Source organism: Streptomyces sp. NPDC002386 (assembly GCF_053593175.1).
Genome location: NZ_JBSFBX010000004.1, coordinates 375,976 through 396,392, shown reverse-complemented (window position 1 = coordinate 396,392; position 20,417 = coordinate 375,976). Strand labels below are relative to the sequence as shown.

Sequence of the window (20,417 nt, the reverse complement as noted above, 5' to 3'; positions counted from 1 at the left end):
CATATAAGTCTGACTTTTTGTCGCCGTGATCCAGGCCGTACGCTGACTCCATGAGCACACCGGGCCGGGGGTTGCACGGCCGCGTACTGGACACCCTCGGTCCCGCGATCACCGCGGGGGAGTACCCGCCGGGCAGCGTGCTGCGCACCGACGAGCTGGCACAGCACTTCGAGGTCTCACGGTCCGTGATGCGCGAGGCGGTGCGGGTGCTGGAGTCCATGCACCTGGTCGAGTCCCGCCGCCGGGTCGGCGTCACCGTCCGCCCCAAGTGCGAGTGGAACGTCTACGACCCGCAGGTCATCCGGTGGCGGCTGGCGGGCGCCGACCGCCCGCACCAACTGCGCTCTTTGACCGTGCTGCGCTCCGCCGTCGAACCGGTGGCCGCCGGCCTCGCCGCCACCCACGCCACACCCGAGCAGTGCGCCGAACTCACCGAGTGCGCCCTCGGCATGGTGGCCAACTCACGCGGACACCGGCTCCAGGACTACCTGGTCCACGACATGGCCTTCCACCGGATCATCCTGACAGCCTCCGGCAACGAGATGTTCGCCCGCCTCGGCGACGTCGTCGCCGAGGTGCTGGCCGGGCGCACCCACCACGAGGTCATGTTCGAGGACCCCGACCCGGCGGCCGTCACCCTGCACGTCCAGGTCGCCGAGGCGGTCCGCGAAGGCGACCGCGCCCGCGCCGAACGGCTCACCCGGGAGATCACCGAGGGCGCCCTCCAGGAACTGGACATCCTGGCACCCTGACCTGCCGGAGAGGGAACCGCGCCGGAGAGGGGGCCGGACCGCACGCCCCCGGCCGGGATCAGTCGAGGAAGTCCCCGTCGACGTACACCCACGCCCCGTCCACCCGCTCGAACCTGCTCCGCTCGTGCAGCGAACCGCCCCGGTAGGAGGCGCGGAAGGTCACCGTCCCCGCGCGGTGGAACGCCGAACCCTCCCCGGTCTCCAGGATCTCCAGCCCCGTCCACCTCGTCCGGGGATCCAGCTCCAGCCGCTCCGGCCGGGTCCTCGGGTGCCACGTCCGCCGCAGGTACTCCGCGTCCCCCCGGACGAAGGCGCAGTACCGCGACCGCATCAGCGCCTCGGCGGTCGGAGCGGCGGCCGCACCGGAGTGGAAACGGCCGCAGCAGGCGTCGTAGGGCAGGGGAAGTCCGCAGGGGCAGGCGCGCGTGGTCATGCCCCGCATTCTGCCCGGACCGCCGCACCGGACCGCCGCCGGGCGGCCCCCGCCCGGCCGGTGCACAGTGGAAGGGGTGACGCGCGCCGGCGCGTCCCGTTGGCCTCGCAGCGCAATGAGGAGAGGCGGACGATGACTCGACCCCTGAGCAGCCGTCCTCCGTCCGTCAAGGAATGGCGGCTGAACCTGTACCTGTCCGAACACGACCCGGACACCACCGCCCGGATCGTCCTGGACACCGGAGACAACGTCCTGGAGAGCCGCGCCGAGGCCCGCCGCAACCCCTACGACACGGCGGTGCCCGACATCGGCGACGAACTGGCCGCCGGACGCGCGCTGATCGCCATGGGCCGGGTGCTGCTGCGCGCGGCCGCGGGCGACATGAAGGAGATGGGCGCGACCGACCGGGAGGCCCCCGCGCCGCTCTGGCTGTCCCGGGAATGAGGGAGCCCACCGTGCTCTTCACCGACCGGCTCGAGGCGGGACGGCGGCTTGGCGCCCGCCTCGAGTACCTCAGAGGCCAGGACGTCGTGGTGCTCGGCCTGCCCCGGGGCGGGATCCCGGTCGGCGCGCAGGTCGCCGAGGCCCTCGACGCCCCGCTGGACGTCTGCATGGTCCGCAAGCTGGGCGTGCCCAGCCAGCCCGAGCTGGGCATGGGCGCCATCGGCGAGGACGGTGTCCGCGTCATCAACCAGGAGGTGCTGCGCGGCGTCGGGGTCTCCCCGGCCGACCTGGACCGGGTCGAGACGCACGAGCGCGCCGTCCTCGCGCAGCGCGCCGCCCGCTACCGCGGCGACCGCCGGCCGGCCGCGGTCGCCGGCCGCACCGCCGTGATCGTCGACGACGGCGTCGCCACCGGCTCCACCGCGCGGGTCGCCTGCCGGATCGCCCGGGCCCGCGGCGCCGCCCGGACCGTGCTCGCGGTCCCCGTCGCCCCCTGGGACTTCCCGGACCGGCTCGCCGGGGAGGCCGACGACCTGGTCTGCCTGGCCACCCCCGCGGACTTCTACGCGATCGGCCAGTTCTACGGCGACTTCACCCAGGTCGCCGACGACGAGGTCACCGCCTGGCTGCGGCAGGCGGCCCACCGCCACGAACGCTTCGCCGGCACCGGTCCCGGGGACCGGGAGGCGGAGATCGCCGCCGGAGCCGTCCGGCTGCGCGGGCGGCTCACCCTCCCCGCGGGCGCGACGGGGATCGTGGCCTTCGCCCACGGCAGCGGCAGCGGCCGGCACAGCCCCCGCAACCGGTTCGTCGCCGAGGGGCTGAACCGGGCCGGACTCGGCACCCTGCTCTTCGACCTGCTCACCGAGGACGAGGAGCGCGACCGGGCCAACGTCTTCGACATCGGCCTGCTCGCCGGCCGGCTCCGCGACGTCACCCGGTGGCTGCGCGAGGAACCCGACGCCGAAGGGCTCGCGGTGGGCTACTTCGGCGCCAGCACCGGCGCGGCCGCCGCCCTGTGGGCCGCCGCCGAACCGCAGGCCCGTCCCGCCGCCGTCGTCTCCCGCGGAGGCCGCCCCGACCTCGCCGGGCCCAGGCTGCCCGAGGTGACCGCGCCCACCCTGCTCATCGTGGGCGGCGCCGACCGGCAGGTGCTCGAACTCAACCGGCGGGCGCGGGCCGCGCTGCGCTGCGAGAGCCGGCTCGAGGTGGTGCCCGGCGCCACCCATCTCTTCGAGGAGCCCGGCACGCTGGAGCGGGTGACCGAACTGGCCCGCGACTGGTTCACCGACCACATGGCTCCCGCGCACGTGTAGGCCGGGGCCATGCGCGAAGGCGCCGTCACCCTGTTCCTCGCCGGTGACGTCATGCTCGGCCGGGGCGTCGACCAGATCCTCCCGCACCCCGGCGACCCCGCCCTGCGCGAGGACTACGTGCGCGACGCCCGGGACTACGTTGCCCTCGCCGAGGCCGCGAACGGCCCGATACCCCGCCCGGTGGGCCCGGCCTGGCCCTGGGGCGAGGCACTGCCCTGCCTGGACCGGGCCGCGCCCGACGTGCGGGTGATCAACCTGGAGACGGCCGTCACCCAGGACGGGGACTTCGCGCCCGGCAAGGCCGTGCACTACCGGATGAACCCCGCCAACCTGCCCTGCCTCGCCGCGGCCCGCCCCGACGTCTGCGCCCTCGCCAACAACCACGTGCTCGACTTCGGGCCGCGCGGCCTGGCGGAGACGCTGGACAGCCTGGCCGGGGCCGGGCTGCGCACGGCCGGAGCGGGCCCCGAAGCGGTCGCGGCCTGGCGGCCCGCCGCCGTGCCCCTGAGGTCGGGCGGACGCGTCCTCGTCTTCTCCTTCGGCATGCCCTCCAGCGGCATCCCGCACGGCTGGGCCGCCACCGCCGACCGCGCCGGCGTGGCCCTGATCCCCGCGCCGACCCCGGCCGGCGCGGCCGCCTTCGCCGACTGCCTGCGCCAGCTCCGGCGGCCCGCCGACCTCGTCGTCGTCTCCGTCCACTGGGGCCCCAACTGGGGATACGGGATCCCCCGCGGCGAGGTCCGCTTCGCCCACGCCCTCGTCGACGCCGGCGTGGACGTCGTCCACGGCCACTCCTCCCACCATCCGCGCGCCCCAGAGGTGTACCGGGGCCGGCTCGTCCTGTACGGCTGCGGCGACCTCGTCGACGACTACGAGGGCATCAGCGGCTACGAGCGCTACCGGGACGACCTGCGCCTGCTGTACCTGGTGACCCTGGAGGAGGGCACGGGCCGGTTGACCCGCCTGCGGATGGTGCCCCTGCGGGCCCGCCGGATGCGCCTGGAACGGGCCTCGGCCGACGACACCGCCTGGCTGCTCACCGTGCTCGACCGGTGCGGCCGCGACCTCGGCACCCGCGTCGAGCGGAGCGACGACGGCACCCTCACCGCACGCCCCCTGCGCGCCACGGCGCCCAGATGAGGCGCCGCCCGGCCCGCGGTTCGGACGGCACCGTCGGGGCATGCGAAAGGCCCCCGCGGAGCGGGGGCCTCACTGGTGTCCGAGGGGGGACTTGAACCCCCACGCCCGATAAAGGGCACTAGCACCTCAAGCTAGCGCGTCTGCCATTCCGCCACCCGGACAAGGTGTCTGTCGTGCGGGGTTTCCCCCGCGGCGACGAAGGAAACACTACCAGGCTTTCGGGGGTGGCCGATCACACCCCGTCCCCGCGGCCGGTCCGGCGTGAACGGCGCGTGACGGGCCGGACCCGCTCTTGGGCGCTGGGCGGGGCCGGAGGGAGGATGGACGGGACCACCAGCAGTGACAGTGGGAGGAATCAGCGTGAGCGAGACGGACAACGCCAGGGGCGTCACCGGCGAGGACGAGGTCGTGGACCTCTGCCGTGAGCTGATCCGGTTCGACACCAGCAACTACGGCGACCACTCGGGACCCGGCGAACGGGCTGCCGCCGAGTACGTCGCCGAGAAGCTCGCCGAGGTCGGGCTGGAGCCGGAGATCTTCGAGTCGCACCCGGGACGCGCCTCCACCGTGGCACGTATCGAGGGCGAGGACCCGTCCCGGCCCGCGCTGCTCATCCACGGCCACCTGGACGTCGTACCGGCCAACGCCGCCGACTGGACCCACGACCCGTTCTCCGGCGAGGTCGCCGACGGGTGCGTGTGGGGGCGCGGTGCCGTCGACATGAAGGACATGGACGCGATGACCCTGGCGGTCGTGCGCGACCGGCTCCGCAGCGGCCGCCGGCCCCCGCGCGACATCGTGGTCGCCTTCCTCGCCGACGAGGAGGCGGGCGGTACGTACGGCGCGCGCCACCTGGTCGACAACCACCGCGGCCTGTTCGAGGGCGTCACCGAGGCGATCAGCGAGGTCGGCGGTTTCTCGTTCACGGTGAACGAGCAGCGGCGGCTCTACCTGATCCAGACCGCCGAGAAGGGCATGCACTGGATGAAGCTGACCGTGGCCGGCACCGCCGGGCACGGGTCGATGATCCACCGGGACAACGCCATCACCGAGCTGTCCGAGGCCGTCGCCCGGGTCGGCCGGCACCGCTTCCCGGTCCGGGTCACCAAGACCACCCGGGCCTTCCTGGACGAGCTCGGCGACGCGCTCGGCACCGAGCTGGACCCGGAGGACATGGAGGCCACCCTCGCCAAGCTCGGCGGCATCGCCAAGCTCATCGGCGCGACCCTCTCCAACACCGCCAACCCCACCCAGCTCGGCGCCGGCTACAAGGTCAACGTCATCCCCGGCGAGGCCACCGCGCACATCGACGGCCGCTTCCTGCCGGGGCACGAGGACGAGTTCCTCGGCGACCTCGACCGGCTCCTCGGACCGAACGTCCGCCGGGAGGACGTGCACGCCGACAAGGCGGTCGAGACCACCTTCGACGGCGCGCTGGTCGAGGCCATGCAGTCCGCGCTGCTCGCCGAGGACCCCACCGCCAAGGCGATCCCCTACATGCTCTCCGGCGGTACCGACGCCAAGTCCTTCGACGACCTCGGCATCCGCGGCTTCGGCTTCGCTCCGCTGAAGCTGCCGCCGGAGCTGGACTTCGCCGGCATGTTCCACGGCGTGGACGAGCGGGTGCCGGTCGACGGGCTGCAGTTCGGTGTCCGGGTGCTCGACCGGTTCATCGACGCGTCGTGACGCCTTGGGCCGAGGTAATCGGGCGGCTGTGCGAGATCGACTGAGAAGAGTGAATGCGACGATAAGCTCGTAGCCTCATTACCCCCTCCTCGTTACAGGTGATGTGATCCCCGCACCTTGGGATCGCATTGTCAACTAGGAGGAATAAATGATCAAGAAGGTCGTCGCTGCCGCGGCCGCCACCGGTGGTCTGGTTCTCGCGGGCGCGGGCCTGGCCGTCGCCGACTCGGGTGCCCAGGGTGCCGCCACGCACTCGCCGGGTGTCGTCTCCGGCAACGTCATCCAGGTGCCCGTCCACGTTCCGGTGAACGTCTGCGGCAACACGGTCGACGTGATCGGGCTCCTGAACCCCGCCTTCGGCAACGCCTGCGTCAACGACTGACACCGGCTCCCCGAGGGGCGTCCTTTGCGAGCCGTCGGCCCCGGAGCGCGTGCCATGCGCTCCGGGGCCGACCGGCCTTTCTCCGTCGAATTCCTTTTCGCGGAGTGTACAGACATCATCGAAGGCAGGGGGGAATTCCGTAATGCGACAGAGCACCCGCAAAAGTCTTATGACCATGGCCGCCGCCACCGGCGTCATCGCCGCCGCGAGCGGCTACGCACACGCCGACGCCGGAGCGGCCGGATCCGCCAACGGATCGCCGGGCGTGCTGTCCGGCAACACCGTGCAGGCGCCGGTGCACGTTCCGGTGAACGTCTGCGGCAACACCGTGAACGTGGTCGGGCTCCTCAACCCGGCCGTGGGCAACGCGTGCGCCAACCACGGCGGCAGCGGCGCGAGCGGCCACGGCGGCTCCCACGCGAGCGGCCGCAGCGACCACTCGCCCGGCGTCGGCTCCGGCAACACCGTCCAGGTGCCGGTGGACGTCCCGGTGAACGCGTGCGGCAACAGCGTGGACGTCGTGGGCGTCGGCAACGCCACCGGGGGCAACGAATGCGCCAACGGCGGCGGGCACCACAACCCGCCCGGCAACCCCGGGCACCCGGGTCACCCCGGTAACCCGGGCACTCCGGGGCACCCCGGTACTCCCGGTCACCCGGGCACGCCCCATCACCCCGGCAACCCGGGTACGCCCCATCACCCCGGCAACCCCGGTCACCCGGGCACGCCGGCCACTCCGCCCACCGACACCGGCCGGACGCCGCACGGTTCGTCCCAGGTCAGGACGCAGGGCGGTGGTGCGGAACAGTCCGTGGGCGGTGGTCAGCTCGCCCACACCGGAAGCGAGATGCCGCTCGGGATCGCGCTGCCGGCCGGCGCGGGCGCGCTGCTCGCGGGCGCGGTGCTGTACCGCAAGGCCCGCGCCGCCTGACCGGAACACCGTGGCCGGGAGGCCGGGAAAACCGGAGCGGGCCCCGCCGTCGACGGCGGGGCCCGCTCCGTTGGTCATGCGTCGTCCTGCCTCACCACGTGGCCCGCACCTGGCGGATGATCCGTCGGCGCAACCGCACCTTGCGGCTGCCGTCGCGCAGCAGGCTCAGTCGGTCCAACTCCCAGTGTCCGTACTCGGCATGGTCCGTCAGCAGACGCGTGGCGTCCTTGCGGGACACCCCGCGAGGCACGTACACGTCGACAAATTCGTATTCCGGCATCGCATCTATTGTGCGGGCTGGTGCCCGGTACGGATAGCGTCTGCACTATGTCTGATGCTGCGCAGCCCACCGCTGCCGAGGTACGCGCCGCCGTCGAGGCGGTCAAGACCGCTCTCGACCGTCACCTGGCCGCGGTCGAACGCAGGACGGGGGAGGACGACCAGGCCGTGTACGAGGCGTTCAACGAGCTGGCGTCGGCCGCCGAGGCGTACGACGAGCTGCTCTACGACCGCTACGACGAGGTCACGCCGTTCGAGATCCCCGGTGCGGAGGAGTCGCTGCCGCCGTACTCGGGCCCCGGGGAGCCGAACGCCGTCAGCGTGCTGATCCGCCGCGACTACTCCGTGGCGGAGCCCCAGCGGCTGCTGGCCCAGGCCCAGCGGGTCGAGGCGGCGGAGTACGAGGACGGCGAGGGCGCCAACGAGGAGGCCGCCGCGACCGTCCCCGGGGCGCTCGGTGTCCTCTTCGGCGAGTTCGAACCGGACGAGATCGCCTCCCGGCACAAGGAGTTCGGCCTGGAGGAGGGCGACTCCACGCTCTGGGTCACCGCCGCCGACGAGCCGGCCGACCCCGGTGAGTGGCTGGAGGCCCCCTTCGACGAGGTCGACCCGGAGCGGGTGCTGTGCCGGTTCGACGTCAGCGCCGTGTTCGACGAGGACCACGAGGACGCCGACGAGGACCACGAGGACGACGGCATCGACGACGAGGCCCTCGACGACCTGGACGGCGACGACGCCGACGACGAACTGGACGGCGACGACGACCTGGAGCCGCTCGACGCCGAGCGGTGACCCGGTCCGGCGGCGCCACCGGGGCCACCGGCCCCCGCGGAACCGCCGCCGTCGCCGGGTGCGGGACCGGCGGGCCGGTCAGCCCGCCGCGGGGACCTGGGCGCGCAGCAGCGTCTGCAGACGGGTCGTCCGGGGCCCCGGCCCGGCCTCCGCCACGGCCCTCGGCAGTGCCTGCTCCACACCGTGCACCACCGACAGATGGCGCTCGGCCCGGCCGAACGCCGTGTACACCCAGGGTCTGGTGAGGGTCTGCGCGGCGTCGCCCGGCAGCACCACCACCGCGGCCGGCCAGCGGCCGCCCACCGCCTGGTGCGCGGTCAGCGCCCAGCCGTGCCGCACCGACTGCTCCACCCGCTCCCGGGGCACGACGACGGGCTCGCCCGCGCACTCCAGACGCAGCCCGGCGGCGTCTGCGTCCACCACGCGGCCCGGCACCGTACGGCCCGGGGCGGGGGAGTAGGCGATCCGGTCGCCGGGATCGAAGCCGCCGAAGCGGCCGGGCCCCGGGTTGAGGCGTTCCTTCAGCACGGTGTTCAGCGCCCGGGTGCCGGCGGAGCCGCCGTGGCCCGGGGTGATCACCACCGTCTGCTCGGGCGGTACCCCGATCGCCCGCGGCACCGAGTCCGCGACCAGTTGCACGGTCCGGTGCACGGCCTCGCCCGCGTCCCGCACCGGAACGATGACGATCTCCTTGCCGGGCGCATCCACCTGGTTCAGTTCACCGGCCCCGACGCCGGAGACCAGCTCGCCCAGCGGGCCGGGGTCGGGGGTCCGGGAGGCGATCTGCGGACAGGCGCGGGCGGCCAGCAGATCGGCGAAGACCCGGCCGGGGCCGGCCGACCACAGCACCGAGGGGTCGCCGCTGAGCACCAGCCGGGCCCCGTCGGGCAGGGACTCCACCAGCATGGCGCCGCTCTCCACGTCGAGTTGGGGCGCGTCCAGCACGATCAGCAGATCCAGGTCCAGCGCGCCCTCCGCGTCCCGGCCGGGCCCCTCGGCCCCGGAGAGGACCCCGGCGACCGTGCCGGCGGCCGGGGTGCCCCCGGCGTCACCGAGCAGGGCGGCGAGGCGACGGGCACCGTCCGTGGTGTGGCAGACGGCGAAGGCGCGCAGCCCGGCCGCCCGGGCCGCGCCGAACAGCGCGGCCGGTTCGGCGCGGGCGGTCTCCCCGCCGGTGTGCAGCACCAGGGCGTGCCCGGCGACCGCGCGGGCCAGTTCGGCCCCGCCGCCGGACGCCCCGGCGGCGGCCGCCTCCCAGGGCCCCGGGGCCTCCTTCGGCAGCGAGTTGACCAGTCGGGCCAGGCCGTCGGCGAGACTCTCCTCGGCGAGCGCGTACCGCTCCAGACCGGCGAGGACCCGGACCGGGCGCTCCTCCTCGTCGCCGTCCTCCCGCGGGGCCGGGGCGCCCGGTTCCTCCAGGGCGTCCTGGAAGAGCAGCGCCTCCGCCTCGGCGACCGTGCTCTGCACCGCCGCGTCCGGGTCCGGCACGCCGCGCCGCGCCAGGGCCGCGGTGAGCGCCGTCAGTTCCAGCGCGGTGTGACCGGCCAGCGCCGCCTGCTCCAGCAGCCAGACGGTCATCGCGCGGCCCCGCCGTTCGTCGTCCGGGCCGCACTCCGCGCCGAGCAGCGCCCGCGCGAACCCGTCGGCCTGCTCCGGCCGCACCCCGCCGATCCGCAGGAGCTGCCAGGGATCCTCGCGCAGCGCGGTGTCGGCGCCCTCGCCGAGTCCCGACGCGACCTGGACGGCCAGGGCCTCGGGCGCTCCGCCCTCGGCGAGCACCCGCCGCACGGCCTCCACGGCCTCGGGGGCGGGCCCGTGGACGGCGGGTGCCGCGGCCGGGGCGGGCTGCGGCCGCCGGACCGGCTCGGGGGCCGGGCGACGGGGGGCCGCGGGCTCGGCGAACACCGCGGTGGCCGGCTGCTCGCCGCTCTCCACCGCCCGGACCGCGGCGAGCAGGTCGGCCGCCTTCCCGCTGAGCGCGGTCCCGCTCGCGATGGGCGCCGTACGCCCGGCCTTGCGCCGCTCGATCCGCTCCCGCTCCATCCGTTGCGCGGCCAGCTCGGCCTCCGCCTCGGACAGCTCCGGCCCGCCCGCGTCGCCCGCGGGCTCCGCGCCCGTGCTTCCCGGGCCGCCGCCGGCCGCCGCGTCCTGCTCCGGGGTCCGCTCAGTGTCCGGGCTCTCCGGGGCGTCCGGGCCCTCGGGCCCGGTGTCCTCCGTGGTCTCCGGCTCCGTGCTCACAGCGTGCTCCAGTCGTGATCGGGATAGCGGTGCACGGGCGCCGACACATCGTCCAGCGCCCGGCAGATCTCGTCAGGAAGACTAAGCGCCTCCACTGACAGTGCCGCCGTGAGCTGCTGCGCGTTGCGCGCGCCGACGACCGGGGCGGCCACACCGGGCCGGTCCCTGACCCAGGCGAGGGCCACCTGGAGCGGGGTGACCGCGAGCCCGTCCGCGGCCGTCGTGACGGCGTCCACGATGTGCGAGGCGGTGTCGTCGAGGTACGGCTCGACGAACGGCGCGAGGTGCTCGGAGGCGCCGCGCGAGTCCGCCGGAGTGGTGTGCCGGTACTTGCCGGTGAGCACACCGCGGCCCAGCGGGGAGGAGGGCAGCAGACCGACGCCCAGGTCGAGCGCGGCGGGCAGCACCTCGCGCTCGGCGCCGCGCTGGAGCAGCGAGTACTCGAGCTGGGTGCCGGCCAGCGGGGTGCGGCCCGGCGCGGCGAGCTGCCAGGTGGCCGCCTTGGCGAGCTGCCAGCCGCAGAAGTCGGCTACGCCCACGTACCGGGCCCGGCCGCTGCTGACCGCCAGGTCGAGGGCGTGGAGGGTCTCCTCCAGCGGGGTGCCGGGATCGAAGGCGTGGATCTGCCACAGGTCGACGTGGTCGGTGCCGAGGCGGGCGAGGGAGGCGTCCAGGGCGGCGAGCAGATGGCCGCGGGATCCGTCGACGCGGCGCTCCGGGTCCGCAACGCTGCCCGCCTTGGTGGAGATCACCAGGTCCCGGCGGGGCACCAGGCCGTCCATGAGCCGCCCCAGCAGGTACTCCGCCTCACCGTCGCCGTACACGTCCGCGGTGTCGACGAGGGTGCCGCCGGCCTCCCAGAAGGTCTTCAGCATGTCCGCGGCGTCGTGCTCGTCGGTGTCCCGGCCCCAGGTGAGGGTGCCGAGCCCGATGCGGGACACGCGCAGGCCGGTGCGGCCGAGATGCCTCTGCTCCATGTGCGGGAGATTACTGGCCAGAACTGCTGCCGTGGGTTGCCTGTGGACAACCGGATCCGCCCGGGCGGGCGCCCGGATTTCCGCGCCCCGCCGGCACCCGCACCGGCCGGGAGCGGCGGACGGGGACTGTGCGGGGACGGCCCCGGCTCGCTAAGGTCGCAGCCAACGGACGTTACTCATGGGTAAGGGGATTCGGCCATGCAGCTCGGGATCAACCTCGGCTACTGGGGTGCCGGGATGGACGCGGACAATCTGGCCGTCGCGCAGGAGGCCGAGCGGCTGGGCTACGCCGTGTGCTGGGCCGCCGAGGCCTACGGCTCGGACGCGGCCACCGTGCTCAGCTGGGTCGCCGCCCAGACCGAGCGCATCGACGTGGGCTCGGCGATCTTCCAGATCCCGGCCCGGCAGCCGGCCATGACCGCGATGACCGCGGCCACCCTGGACTCGCTGTCCCAGGGCCGCTTCCGGCTCGGCCTCGGCGTCTCCGGCCCGCAGGTCTCCGAGGGCTGGTACGGCGTCAGGTTCGACAAGCCGCTCTCCCGCACCCGCGAGTACGTGGAGATCGTCCGCAGGGCGATGACCCGCGAGCGGCTGTCGTTCGAGGGCGAGCACTGGACGCTGCCGCTGCCCGGCGGCCCGGGCAAGCCGATCAAGCTGACCGTGCACCCGCAGCGCGAGCACATCCCGCTGTACATCGCCGCCATCGGCCCGAAGAACCTGGAGCAGACCGGCGAGATCGCCGACGGCGCCCTGCTGATCTTCCCGTCCGCCGAGCACCTCGAGGACACCACGATCACGCACCTGCGCGCCGGACGGGAGAAGGCCGGCAAGACCCTCGACGGGTTCGACATCTGCCCGACCCTGCCGCTGGCCGTGGGCGACGACAAGGACGTGTCCCGCCTCGCGGACACCTTCCGCCCCTACACCGCGCTGTACGTCGGCGGCATGGGCAGCTTCAAGCAGAACTTCTACAACCGGCTCGCCCAGCGCATGGGGTACGAGAAGGAGGCCGCCGAGATCCAGGAGAAGTACCTGTCCGGCGACAAGCAGGGCGCCGCGGCCGCGATCCCGCACGACCTGATCGACCGGACGACGCTGCTGGGCTCCGTGGACCGCATCGCCGACCGGATGAAGGCCTACGCCGCCGCGGGTGTCACCACGCTCTCGCTGGCCCCCGCGGGCTTCACGCTGGACGAGCGGATCGCCTCGCTGCGGGCCGGCAGCGAGGCCCTGGAGCGCGCCGGCCTCGGCTAGGTCGTGTCCGCCGCGGGAAGTTCTGCGGCCGTGGTGGGGGCTCGGGGGTCTTCCCCGCCACGGCCGTCACGCTGAACAACGCACCGGACGCCGGGTGGTTACGACCCCCGGCCTCCCTTCTCACGGACGGCCCGCCCGCCGCCCGCCGACGGCCCGCTCACAGCCAGCCGCGCCGCTTGAACTGCCGGTACAGCAGCACCTCCAGCGCGGCCATCAGCACGACCACCACTGGGTACGACCACAGCCAGTGCAGCTCGGGCATGTGATCGAAGTTCATGCCGTACACACCCGCGATCATCGTCGGCACCGCGGCCATCGCCGCCCAGGAGGAGATCTTCCTCATGTCGTCGTTCTGCCGCACGCTCGTCTGCGCCAGGTGCGCCGACAGGATGTCCGACACCAGCCGGTCCAGGCTCTCCACGGACTCGTTCACGCGCGTGAGGTGATCGCTCACGTCCCGGAAGAACGGCCGCGCCTTGTCGTCGACGTACCGCACCCCGCCGCCGCCCCCGCCGATCGGTCCGGTGCCGGCCAGCCGGGTCAGCGGCACCGCGAGCGGTCCGGTCGCCCGGCGGAACTCCAGCACCTGCCGCTTGAACGCGTAGATCCGCGACGCGGTGAGCCGCGACCCGCCGCTCACCGGCTCGAACACCTCCGCCTCCAGCTCCTCCAGGTCGGTCTGCAGTTCCGTCGCCACCTCCAGGTAGTGGTCCACGACGGCGTCGGAGATCGCGTACAGCACCGAGGTGGGGCCCTTGCCGAGCATCTCCGGGTCGTCCTCCAGCCGGCGCCGCACGGCCGCCAGCGGCGCCCCCACGCCGTGCCGGACCGTCACCACGAAGCCGTCACCGACGAACACCATGACCTCCCCGGCCGAGACGGTGTCGCCCTCCGGCTCGTACACCACCGGCTTGAGGACCATGAAGAGCGAGTCGTCGTACACCTCCAGCTTGGGCCGCTGATGCGCCTTGAGGGCGTCCTCGACCGCCAGCGGATGCAGCCCGAATTCACGGGTGACCAGGTCGAACTCCCGTTCCGACGGCTCGTGCAGCCCGATCCACACGAAGCCGCCCGCCGCCCGCGCCTCCTCCAGCGCGTCGGACAGGTCCTCGGGGCCCTCGGTACGGTGCCCGTGCCGGTACACCGCGCAGTCCACGATCACGGAGCGCATTCTCCCTTCGCCCGTTCACCAGTGCATGTACTGATGCCCTTACCCTGGGCCGCATGCCCACGCTGATCCTCGTCAGGCACGGACGGTCGACCGCCAACACCTCGGGCGTGCTCGCCGGGTGGACGCCAGGCGTCTCCCTCGACGAGCGCGGCGCCGCACAGGCCGCCGCGCTGCCCGCACGGCTCGCGGGACTGCCGATCGCCGAGGTCGTCGCCAGCCCCCTGCAACGCTGCCAGGAGACCGTACGGCCGCTGCTCGACGCCCGGCCCGGACTGCGCGCCCACACCGACGAACGCGTCGGGGAGTGCCACTACGGCGACTGGTCCGGACGCAAACTCGCCGAACTGAAGGACGAGCCGCTGATGGAGGTCGTCCAGGCCCACCCGTCGGCCGCCGCCTTCCCCGGCGGCGAGTCCATGCGGGCCATGCAGACCCGCGCCGCCGAGGCCGTGCGCGAGTGGAACGCGCGCGTGGAGCGCGACCACGGCGCCGACGCCGTCTACCTCATGTGCTCGCACGGGGACATCATCAAGTCGCTCGTCGCCGACGCCCTCGGGCTCCATCTCGACCTCTTCCAGCGCATCTCCGTGGAACCGTGTTCCATCACAGCGATCCGTTACACCCGCCTCAGGCCGTTCCTCGTCCGCCTCGGCGACACCGGTGACTTCGCCTCGCTCGCCCCGCGCGAGGAGCCCGGCGAGGGCGACGCACCGGTCGGTGGTGGTGCGGGCGCACCGTGATCGTCGCCCGCAGTAGGGTGAAGCGATCCACCCCGTCGCAACCGCCACGGCCCGCACCGCAGCAATCCCCGAATCCAACTGGAGACAGGACGTGTCCCGTCAGGTGTTCCTCTTCGACCCGCCGGACCGCTTCGTCGCGGGCACCGTCGGGCTGCCCGGACGCCGTACGTTCTTCCTCCAGGCCGTCGCCGGCTCCCGGGTGACGAGCGTGGCCCTGGAGAAGACCCAGGTCGCCGCACTCGCCGAGCGCATGGACGAACTGCTGGACGAGGTCGTACGGCGCAGCGGCGGCAGCGCCTCCGTCCCCGCCGTGGCGCCCACGGAGGTCGCCGACACCGGCCCGCTGGACACCCCCGTCGAGGAGGAGTTCCGGGTCGGCACCATGGCCCTGGCCTGGGACGGCGAGGAGCAGCGCATGATCGTGGAGGCGCAGGCCCTGGTGGAGCTGGACGCCGACACCGAGGAGGACCTCGCCGAGGCCGAGGAGCGACTGCTCCAGGACGAGGAGAACGGGCCCCCGATGCTGCGGGTCCGGCTGACCGGCGCGCAGGCCAGGGCCTTCGCCAAGCGCGCCCTGGACGTCGTCAACGCCGGGCGGCCGCCGTGCCCGCTGTGCAGCCTCCCGCTCGACCCGGAAGGACACGTATGTCCGCGCCAGAACGGATACCGCCGCGGAGCGTGACGGCCGCGGAAGACGGCGCCGCCGAACTGCTTTCGCGCGGTGAGCTGGCCGTGCGCGGACGCATCCGCGAGGCGTCCAACGCGGCGCTGTTCTGCACGGTCGCCCTCGACGGCCGGGAAGCCTCCTGCGTGTACAAGCCGGTGGCCGGGGAGCGCCCGCTGTGGGACTTCCCCGACGGCACCCTGGCCGGCCGCGAGGTGGCCGCCTACGAGGTCTCCGAGGCCACCGGCTGGGGCCTGGTCCCGCCGACCGTGCTGCGCGACGGCCCGTACGGCGAGGGCATGTGCCAGCTCTGGATCGACACCGTCGCCGAGGCCGAGCTGCTCGCCCTGGTGGACGCCGAGGAGCCGGAACCCGGCTGGAAGGCGATCGGGCTCGCCGAGGTGGGCGAGGGCCGTACCGCGCTGCTGGTCCACGCCGACGACGAGCGGCTGCGCCGCATGGCCGTCCTCGACGCCGTGATCAACAACGCCGACCGCAAGGGCGGCCACCTGCTGCCCACCGCGGAGGGCCGGCTCTACGGCATCGACCACGGCGTCACCTTCAACACCGAGGACAAGCTGCGCACCCTGCTGTGGGGCTGGGCCGGGGAACCGCTCACGGCCGAGGCCGTGGAGGTGCTGCGCGCGCTGCGCGGATCCCTCGCCGGGGGCGGTGAGCTGGCCGGGCGGCTGGCACCGCTGATCACCCCGGCCGAGATCGACGCCACACGCGCGCGGGTCGACGCGCTGCTCGCGGCGGGACTCCACCCGGAGCCGGGAGGGGAGTGGCCCGCCATCCCCTGGCCGCCCGTGTGAGCACATCACGGCGCCAACCACAAGAACGCACAACCGGCCATCCGGGCCGATCCCGTTCGTATCCGCTGCTCGCGGCCGGTTAGGCTCATGTACATGCATGCCTGGCCCGCTTCCGAGGTCCCCGCCCTGCCTGGTCAGGGCCGCGACCTGAGGATCCACGACACCGCGACCGGCGGCCTCGTCACCCTCGACCCCGGTCCCGTCGCCCGTATCTACGTCTGCGGCATCACGCCGTACGACGCGACCCACATGGGTCACGCGGCGACCTACAACGCGTTCGACCTCGTTCAGCGCGTGTGGCTCGACACCAAGCGGCAGGTCCACTACGTCCAGAACGTCACCGACGTCGACGATCCGCTGCTGGAGCGCGCGGACCGGGACGGCGTCGACTGGGTCGCCCTCGCCGAGAAGGAGACCGCCCTCTTCCGCGAGGACATGACCGCCCTCCGGATGCTCCCCCCCAAGCACTACATAGGTGCCGTCGAGGCCATACCCGGCATCGTCCCGCTCGTGGAGCGGCTGCGTGAACTCGGCGCGGCCTACGACCTCGACGGCGACATCTACTTCTCCGTGGAGGCCGACCCGCACTTCGGGCAGGTCTCCCGCCTGGACGCGGCCGCCATGCGGCTGCTCTCGGCCGAGCGCGGCGGCGACCCGGACCGGCCGGGCAAGAAGAACCCGCTGGACCCGATGCTGTGGATGGCCGCCCGTGAGGGCGAGCCCAGCTGGGACGGCGGCAGCCTCGGCCGCGGCCGGCCGGGCTGGCACATCGAGTGCGTGGCGATCGCCCTCGACCACCTGGGCATGGGCTTCGACGTCCAGGGCGGTGGCTCCGACCTGGCCTTCCCGCACCACGAGATGGGCGCCTCGCACGCCCAGGTGCTCACCGGCGAGTTCCCCATGGCCCAGGCGTACGTGCACGCCGGCATGGTCGCCCTGCACGGCGAGAAGATGTCGAAGTCCAAGGGCAACCTGGTCTTCGTCTCCGGGCTGCGCCGCGACGGCGTCGACCCGGCCGCGATCCGGCTGACCCTGCTCGCCCACCACTACCGCTCCGACTGGGAGTGGACCGACCAGGTGCTGCGCGACGCCGAGGACCGGCTCGGACGCTGGCGGGCCGCCGTCTCCCGGCCCGACGGCCCCTCCGCCGACGCGCTCGTCGAGGAGATCCGCGCGGCCCTCGCCGACGACCTCGACGCGCCCGCCGCGCTCGCCGCCGTCGACCGCTGGGCCGACCTCCAGCAGCGGGAGGGCGGCACCGACACCGGCGCCCCCGGTCTGGTCAGCCGGGCCGTGGACGCGCTGCTCGGCGTGGCCCTCTGACGCACCCGCCCGGTCCAGGCCCGGACCGACGGCGAAGGGGCGGTACGCGAGTCGCGTACCGCCCCTTTCTCCGTCCTCGCTCAGTCCTCCGAGCCGTCCTCGTCGCCGTCCTCCGTACCGCCGGGGGTGTCCGTGTCCGGCTTGGCCGGCTTCGGCGGGCGGGTGCGCCCGCCGGGGGTGTCACGGGGCGTGTCCCGCCGGAACGAGCCGCCCTCGCCGCCCTCCGCCGTGGCGTGTCCGCCCGGCGGGCCGACGTCCCGGCGCCGCAGGTAGCGCTCGAACTCGCGGGCGATCGCCTCGCCGGACGCCTCCGGCAGCTCGGCGGTGTCCCGGGCCTCCTCCAGCGTCTGCACGTACTCGGCGACCTCGCTGTCCTCGGCGGCGAGCTGGTCCACCCCCACCTGCCAGGCACGCGCGTCCTCGGGCAGCTCGCCCTGCGGGATGCGCAGGTCCAGCAGGTCCTCCAGCCGGTTGAGCAGGGCCAGCGTGGCCTTGGGGTTGGGCGGCTGGGAGACGTAGTGCGGCACCGCCGCCCACAGCGACACCGCCGGCACGCCCGCGTGCGTGCAGGCCTCCTGCAGGACACCGACGATGCCCGTCGGACCCTCGTACTTGGTCTCCTCCAGGTCCATGCGGCGCGCCAGGTCGGGGTCCGAGGTGACCCCGCTGACCGGCACCGGACGCGTGTGCGGGGTGTCGCCGAGCAGGGCGCCCAGGACGACCACCAGCTCCACGCCCAGCTCGTGCGCGAAGCCGAGCAGTTCGTTGCAGAACGACCGCCAGCGCATGGACGGTTCGATGCCCCGGACCAGCACCAGGTCGCGCGGTTTGTCGCCGCCCACCCGGACCACCGACAGTCTGGTCGTCGGCCATGTGATCTTGCGCACCCCGCCGTCCATGAACACCGTGGGGCGGTTCACCTGGAAGTCGTAGTAGTCCTCGGCGTCCAGCGCCGCGAACACCTCGCCCTTCCACTCGCGTTCCAGGTGCGCGACCGCCGTCGAGGCGGCGTCACCGGCATCGTTCCAGCCCTCGAACGCGGCCACCATGACTGGGTCGATCAGCTCGGGAACCCCCTCCAGCTCGATCACCCAGTGCCTCCTTCCGACGTGCTCTCGCCTGACCACACAACCTTACGGCGTCCGGCGGGAGCGCCCGCGACCCCCTTGACCGGGGGCTGCCCGGATCACTGCCCCGTTCGCCACACCTGAACACCCGGCGCGCCCGCACCGGACCGCGCCGCTCCGCCGGCGCCCCGGCCCGCGGCGGGACCGTGCCCAACGGGGCCCGGGGCACCGCGGGTTGCGGCACGGCGGCCGCCCCGACGGGGGAGGGGCAGCGAAAGGGGCGGCTCCATCGGCGTGGAGCCGCCCCTTCCGCCCTTCCGGACCCGGTGCGGCGGGTTCCGGCGCGGCAGCGGCGGCCGGCCCTGGTCAGGGAGGGGGGCCGGCCGCCGCCCGGGCCTACTTGCCGTCGAGCAGGTCCTGGACCTTGGCGCGGATCTCGTCGGTCGCGAGGCCGCGGATGGTCAGCGTGGTACGGCGGCGCAGCACGTCGTCCGTCGTCTCGGCCCACTCGTGGTCGCGGGCCCAGACGACCTGCGCCCAGATCTCCGGGGCGTCCGGGTGGACGCGCCGGGCCAGCTCCGGGTCCTCGTTCGCCAGCCGGGCGATGTCGAAGGCCAGGGAGCCGTAGTGGGTCGCCAGGTGCTTGGCCGTGTCGGCGGCCATGCGCGGGCCGGGCGCCGGGTTGTCCACCAGCAGGCGGTGGGCGACCGCGCGCGGGTTGGCGACGCCGGGCAGCGGGATCTTCTTCGGCAGCGAGGAGATCGGCTCGAAGTCGTCGCCGAGCGGGTGGCCCGGCAGCTCCTCCAGCTTCTGCATCACGGTGCGGCCGATGTGCCGGAAGGTCGTCCACTTGCCGCCCGCGACGGACAGCATGCCGCCCTTGCCCTCGGTCACGACCGTCTCGCGCTTGGCCTTGGCGGTGTCGCCGGGACCGCCCGGCAGCACCCGCAGGCCGGCGAAGGCGTACGTCATCAGGTCGCGCTGGAGCTGCTGGTCCCGGACGGAGAACGCGGCCTCGTCCAGGATCTGGGCGATGTCCTTCTCGGTGACCGAGACGTCCGCCGGGTCGCCCTCGTACTCCTCGTCGGTGGTGCCGAGCAGCAGCATGTCCTCCCAGGGGAGGGCGAAGGTGATGCGGTACTTGTCGATCGGGGTGGCGAGCGCGGCCTTCCACGGGGCGGTGCGCTTCAGCACCAGGTGCGCGCCCTTGGACAGGCGGATCGAGGGCGCCGCGTTCGCGTCCTCCATCCGGCGCAGGTGGTCGACCCAGGGGCCGGTCGCGTTCAGCACCAGGCGGGCGTTGACCCCGAACTCGGAGCCGGATATGCGGTCCCTGAGGTCGGCGCCGGTGACCCGGCCCCGGGTGAAGCGCAGCCCGGTGACCTCGGCGTGGTTGAGGACGACCGCGCCCGACTCGACGGCCGCGCGGACCGTCATCAGCGCCATGCGCGCGTCGTTCATCTGGTCGTCGCCGTACACGGCCACGGCCTTGAGGTTGTCGGTGCGCAGCTCGGGCACGTCCTGCGCCGCCTTGGCGGGGGAGAGCAGGTGGCCGACGCCGTCGCCGAACGCGGAGAGCGCCGAGTAGGCGAAGACGCCCGCGCCGAGCTTCGCCGCGCCGTGCGGCCCGCCCTTGTACACGGGGAGGTAGAACGTGAGCGGGTTCGCCAGGTGGGGGGCCACCTGGCGGGAGACCGCACGGCGCTCGAAGTGGTTCTCCGCCACCAGCTTCACCGCGCCGGTCTGCAGGTAGCGCAGACCGCCGTGGAGCAGCTTGGAGGAGGCGGAGGAGGTGGCACCGGCGAAGTCGCCGGCGTCGACCAGCGCCACCCTGAGTCCGGACTGCGCGGCGTGCCAGGCGGTGGAGATGCCCAGGATGCCGCCGCCGATCACAAGAAGGTCGTACGACGCCTTGGCGAGTTGCTCCCTGGTCTCGGCTCGGCTCGGGTTCGAGCCGGAGGCCGGGTGCGTTCCCAGGGCAGGCACGGACTGCAGGGTGGACTGACTGGTCAT

Annotated in this window: 20 protein-coding genes and 1 tRNA gene; 13 read left to right on the top strand and 8 right to left on the bottom strand. The window is 73.8% G+C overall.

Annotated elements, in window-relative coordinates; all coding sequences use genetic code 11:
• Positions 1-50: 50 nt before the first annotated feature.
• Positions 51-752, top strand: coding sequence for a FadR/GntR family transcriptional regulator (locus ACWCPN_RS11475; RefSeq protein WP_451204388.1), 702 nt, complete (start codon positions 51-53; stop codon positions 750-752).
• 58 nt (positions 753-810) lie between these two features.
• On the opposite strand, the gene ACWCPN_RS11470 is transcribed toward ACWCPN_RS11475, so the two are convergent.
• The gene (locus ACWCPN_RS11470; protein WP_199209950.1) at positions 811-1,185 is read right to left on the bottom strand and encodes a YchJ family protein; all 375 of its coding nucleotides are present in this window, start codon (positions 1,183-1,185) and stop codon (positions 811-813) included.
• Between the two features lie 132 nt (positions 1,186-1,317).
• On the opposite strand from ACWCPN_RS11470, the gene ACWCPN_RS11465 reads away from it, so the two are divergent.
• From ACWCPN_RS11465 to ACWCPN_RS11455, 3 genes are read left to right on the top strand one after another with little or no spacing between them, the layout of a single operon-like run.
• Positions 1,318-1,629, top strand: a complete 312-nt coding sequence (locus tag ACWCPN_RS11465) for a dsRBD fold-containing protein (RefSeq protein ID WP_365122562.1) — start codon at positions 1,318-1,320, stop codon at positions 1,627-1,629.
• Between the two features lie 11 nt (positions 1,630-1,640).
• Positions 1,641-2,945: a phosphoribosyltransferase family protein gene (locus ACWCPN_RS11460; protein WP_451204385.1), complete on the top strand. Its 1,305-nt coding sequence runs from the start codon at positions 1,641-1,643 to the stop codon at positions 2,943-2,945.
• Positions 2,946-2,954: 9 nt separating this feature from the next.
• A complete protein-coding gene (locus tag ACWCPN_RS11455; protein WP_451204383.1) occupies positions 2,955-4,085 on the top strand; it encodes a CapA family protein in 1,131 nt (376 codons plus the stop codon).
• Positions 4,086-4,158: 73 nt separating this feature from the next.
• Here ACWCPN_RS11455 and ACWCPN_RS11450 read toward each other — a convergent pair.
• Positions 4,159-4,246, bottom strand: a tRNA-Leu gene (locus tag ACWCPN_RS11450).
• A 199-nt stretch (positions 4,247-4,445) separates the two neighbouring features.
• Between ACWCPN_RS11450 and ACWCPN_RS11445 the strand changes: the two genes are divergently transcribed.
• From ACWCPN_RS11445 to ACWCPN_RS11435, 3 genes are all read left to right on the top strand, one after another.
• Entirely contained in the window at positions 4,446-5,771 is a 1,326-nt protein-coding gene (locus tag ACWCPN_RS11445) for a M20/M25/M40 family metallo-hydrolase (protein ID WP_451204381.1), read from the top strand.
• Positions 5,772-5,919: 148 nt separating this feature from the next.
• Positions 5,920-6,153, top strand: coding sequence for a chaplin ChpH (gene chpH, locus ACWCPN_RS11440; protein WP_199209947.1), 234 nt, complete (start codon positions 5,920-5,922; stop codon positions 6,151-6,153).
• Between the two features lie 142 nt (positions 6,154-6,295).
• Complete coding sequence (locus tag ACWCPN_RS11435) at positions 6,296-7,084, top strand: chaplin family protein (RefSeq protein WP_451204378.1); 789 nt, start codon at positions 6,296-6,298, stop codon at positions 7,082-7,084.
• A gap of 91 nt (positions 7,085-7,175) precedes the next feature.
• Here the strand turns inward: ACWCPN_RS11435 and ACWCPN_RS11430 are convergent, their stop codons facing one another.
• Positions 7,176-7,364 (bottom strand): DUF5703 family protein, encoded by a 189-nt coding sequence (locus ACWCPN_RS11430; RefSeq protein ID WP_030053310.1) that lies wholly within the window; start codon positions 7,362-7,364, stop codon positions 7,176-7,178.
• 47 nt (positions 7,365-7,411) lie between these two features.
• Between ACWCPN_RS11430 and ACWCPN_RS11425 the strand changes: the two genes are divergently transcribed.
• On the top strand, positions 7,412-8,155 hold the full coding sequence (locus ACWCPN_RS11425; RefSeq protein ID WP_451204376.1) for a hypothetical protein: 744 nt from the start codon (positions 7,412-7,414) through the stop codon (positions 8,153-8,155).
• A 78-nt stretch (positions 8,156-8,233) separates the two neighbouring features.
• Here the strand turns inward: ACWCPN_RS11425 and ACWCPN_RS11420 are convergent, their stop codons facing one another.
• Both ACWCPN_RS11420 and ACWCPN_RS11415 read right to left on the bottom strand, forming a co-directional pair.
• Positions 8,234-10,393: a helix-hairpin-helix domain-containing protein gene (locus ACWCPN_RS11420; protein WP_451204374.1), complete on the bottom strand. Its 2,160-nt coding sequence runs from the start codon at positions 10,391-10,393 to the stop codon at positions 8,234-8,236.
• Positions 10,390-11,370, bottom strand: a complete 981-nt coding sequence (locus ACWCPN_RS11415; protein WP_451204372.1) for an aldo/keto reductase — start codon at positions 11,368-11,370, stop codon at positions 10,390-10,392. Before ACWCPN_RS11415 ends, ACWCPN_RS11420 begins: the two co-directional genes overlap by 4 nt.
• A 198-nt stretch (positions 11,371-11,568) precedes the next feature.
• Here ACWCPN_RS11415 and ACWCPN_RS11410 point away from each other — a divergent pair, with 198 nt between their 5' ends.
• On the top strand, positions 11,569-12,624 hold the full coding sequence (locus ACWCPN_RS11410; RefSeq protein ID WP_199209944.1) for an LLM class F420-dependent oxidoreductase: 1,056 nt from the start codon (positions 11,569-11,571) through the stop codon (positions 12,622-12,624).
• A gap of 157 nt (positions 12,625-12,781) precedes the next feature.
• On the opposite strand, the gene ACWCPN_RS11405 is transcribed toward ACWCPN_RS11410, so the two are convergent.
• Positions 12,782-13,786, bottom strand: a complete 1,005-nt coding sequence (locus tag ACWCPN_RS11405; protein ID WP_451204538.1) for a magnesium and cobalt transport protein CorA — start codon at positions 13,784-13,786, stop codon at positions 12,782-12,784.
• Between the two features lie 62 nt (positions 13,787-13,848).
• On the opposite strand from ACWCPN_RS11405, the gene ACWCPN_RS11400 reads away from it, so the two are divergent.
• The 4 genes from ACWCPN_RS11400 (at position 13,849) to mshC (ending at position 17,337) form a co-directional block, all read left to right on the top strand.
• Positions 13,849-14,535 (top strand): histidine phosphatase family protein, encoded by a 687-nt coding sequence (locus tag ACWCPN_RS11400; protein WP_451204369.1) that lies wholly within the window; start codon positions 13,849-13,851, stop codon positions 14,533-14,535.
• A 91-nt stretch (positions 14,536-14,626) separates the two neighbouring features.
• A complete protein-coding gene (locus ACWCPN_RS11395; RefSeq protein ID WP_451204368.1) occupies positions 14,627-15,217 on the top strand; it encodes a DUF3090 domain-containing protein in 591 nt (196 codons plus the stop codon).
• Positions 15,181-16,014: an SCO1664 family protein gene (locus tag ACWCPN_RS11390; protein WP_451204366.1), complete on the top strand. Its 834-nt coding sequence runs from the start codon at positions 15,181-15,183 to the stop codon at positions 16,012-16,014. Before ACWCPN_RS11395 ends, ACWCPN_RS11390 begins: the two co-directional genes overlap by 37 nt.
• 93 nt (positions 16,015-16,107) lie before the next feature.
• Positions 16,108-17,337 (top strand): cysteine--1-D-myo-inosityl 2-amino-2-deoxy-alpha-D-glucopyranoside ligase, encoded by a 1,230-nt coding sequence (gene mshC, locus ACWCPN_RS11385; RefSeq protein WP_451204364.1) that lies wholly within the window; start codon positions 16,108-16,110, stop codon positions 17,335-17,337.
• Between the two features lie 80 nt (positions 17,338-17,417).
• Here mshC and ACWCPN_RS11380 read toward each other — a convergent pair whose 3' ends face one another.
• Positions 17,418-18,428 carry a PAC2 family protein gene (locus ACWCPN_RS11380; RefSeq protein WP_451204362.1) on the bottom strand — a complete coding sequence of 337 codons (1,011 nt, stop codon included), beginning with the start codon at positions 18,426-18,428 and terminating at the stop codon, positions 17,418-17,420.
• A 372-nt stretch (positions 18,429-18,800) separates the two neighbouring features.
• The gene (locus ACWCPN_RS11375; protein ID WP_199209939.1) at positions 18,801-20,417 is read right to left on the bottom strand and encodes a glycerol-3-phosphate dehydrogenase/oxidase; all 1,617 of its coding nucleotides are present in this window, start codon (positions 20,415-20,417) and stop codon (positions 18,801-18,803) included.

Excerpts from the sequence above, each read along its gene's own strand:
- ACWCPN_RS11475 (WP_451204388.1), top strand. The coding sequence starts at position 51 with ATGAGCACACCGGGCCGGGGGTTGCACGGCCGCGTACTGGACACCCTC.
- ACWCPN_RS11470 (WP_199209950.1), bottom strand. The coding sequence starts at position 1,185 with ATGACCACGCGCGCCTGCCCCTGCGGACTTCCCCTGCCCTACGACGCC.
- ACWCPN_RS11465 (WP_365122562.1), top strand. The coding sequence starts at position 1,318 with ATGACTCGACCCCTGAGCAGCCGTCCTCCGTCCGTCAAGGAATGGCGG.
- ACWCPN_RS11455 (WP_451204383.1), top strand. The coding sequence starts at position 2,955 with ATGCGCGAAGGCGCCGTCACCCTGTTCCTCGCCGGTGACGTCATGCTC.
- chpH (WP_199209947.1), top strand. The coding sequence starts at position 5,920 with ATGATCAAGAAGGTCGTCGCTGCCGCGGCCGCCACCGGTGGTCTGGTT.
- ACWCPN_RS11435 (WP_451204378.1), top strand. The coding sequence starts at position 6,296 with ATGCGACAGAGCACCCGCAAAAGTCTTATGACCATGGCCGCCGCCACC.
- ACWCPN_RS11430 (WP_030053310.1), bottom strand. The coding sequence starts at position 7,364 with ATGCCGGAATACGAATTTGTCGACGTGTACGTGCCTCGCGGGGTGTCC.
- ACWCPN_RS11425 (WP_451204376.1), top strand. The coding sequence starts at position 7,412 with ATGTCTGATGCTGCGCAGCCCACCGCTGCCGAGGTACGCGCCGCCGTC.
- ACWCPN_RS11415 (WP_451204372.1), bottom strand. The coding sequence starts at position 11,370 with ATGGAGCAGAGGCATCTCGGCCGCACCGGCCTGCGCGTGTCCCGCATC.
- ACWCPN_RS11410 (WP_199209944.1), top strand. The coding sequence starts at position 11,569 with ATGCAGCTCGGGATCAACCTCGGCTACTGGGGTGCCGGGATGGACGCG.
- ACWCPN_RS11400 (WP_451204369.1), top strand. The coding sequence starts at position 13,849 with ATGCCCACGCTGATCCTCGTCAGGCACGGACGGTCGACCGCCAACACC.
- ACWCPN_RS11390 (WP_451204366.1), top strand. The coding sequence starts at position 15,181 with ATGTCCGCGCCAGAACGGATACCGCCGCGGAGCGTGACGGCCGCGGAA.
- mshC (WP_451204364.1), top strand. The coding sequence starts at position 16,108 with ATGCATGCCTGGCCCGCTTCCGAGGTCCCCGCCCTGCCTGGTCAGGGC.
- ACWCPN_RS11375 (WP_199209939.1), bottom strand. The coding sequence starts at position 20,417 with ATGACCAGTCAGTCCACCCTGCAGTCCGTGCCTGCCCTGGGAACGCAC.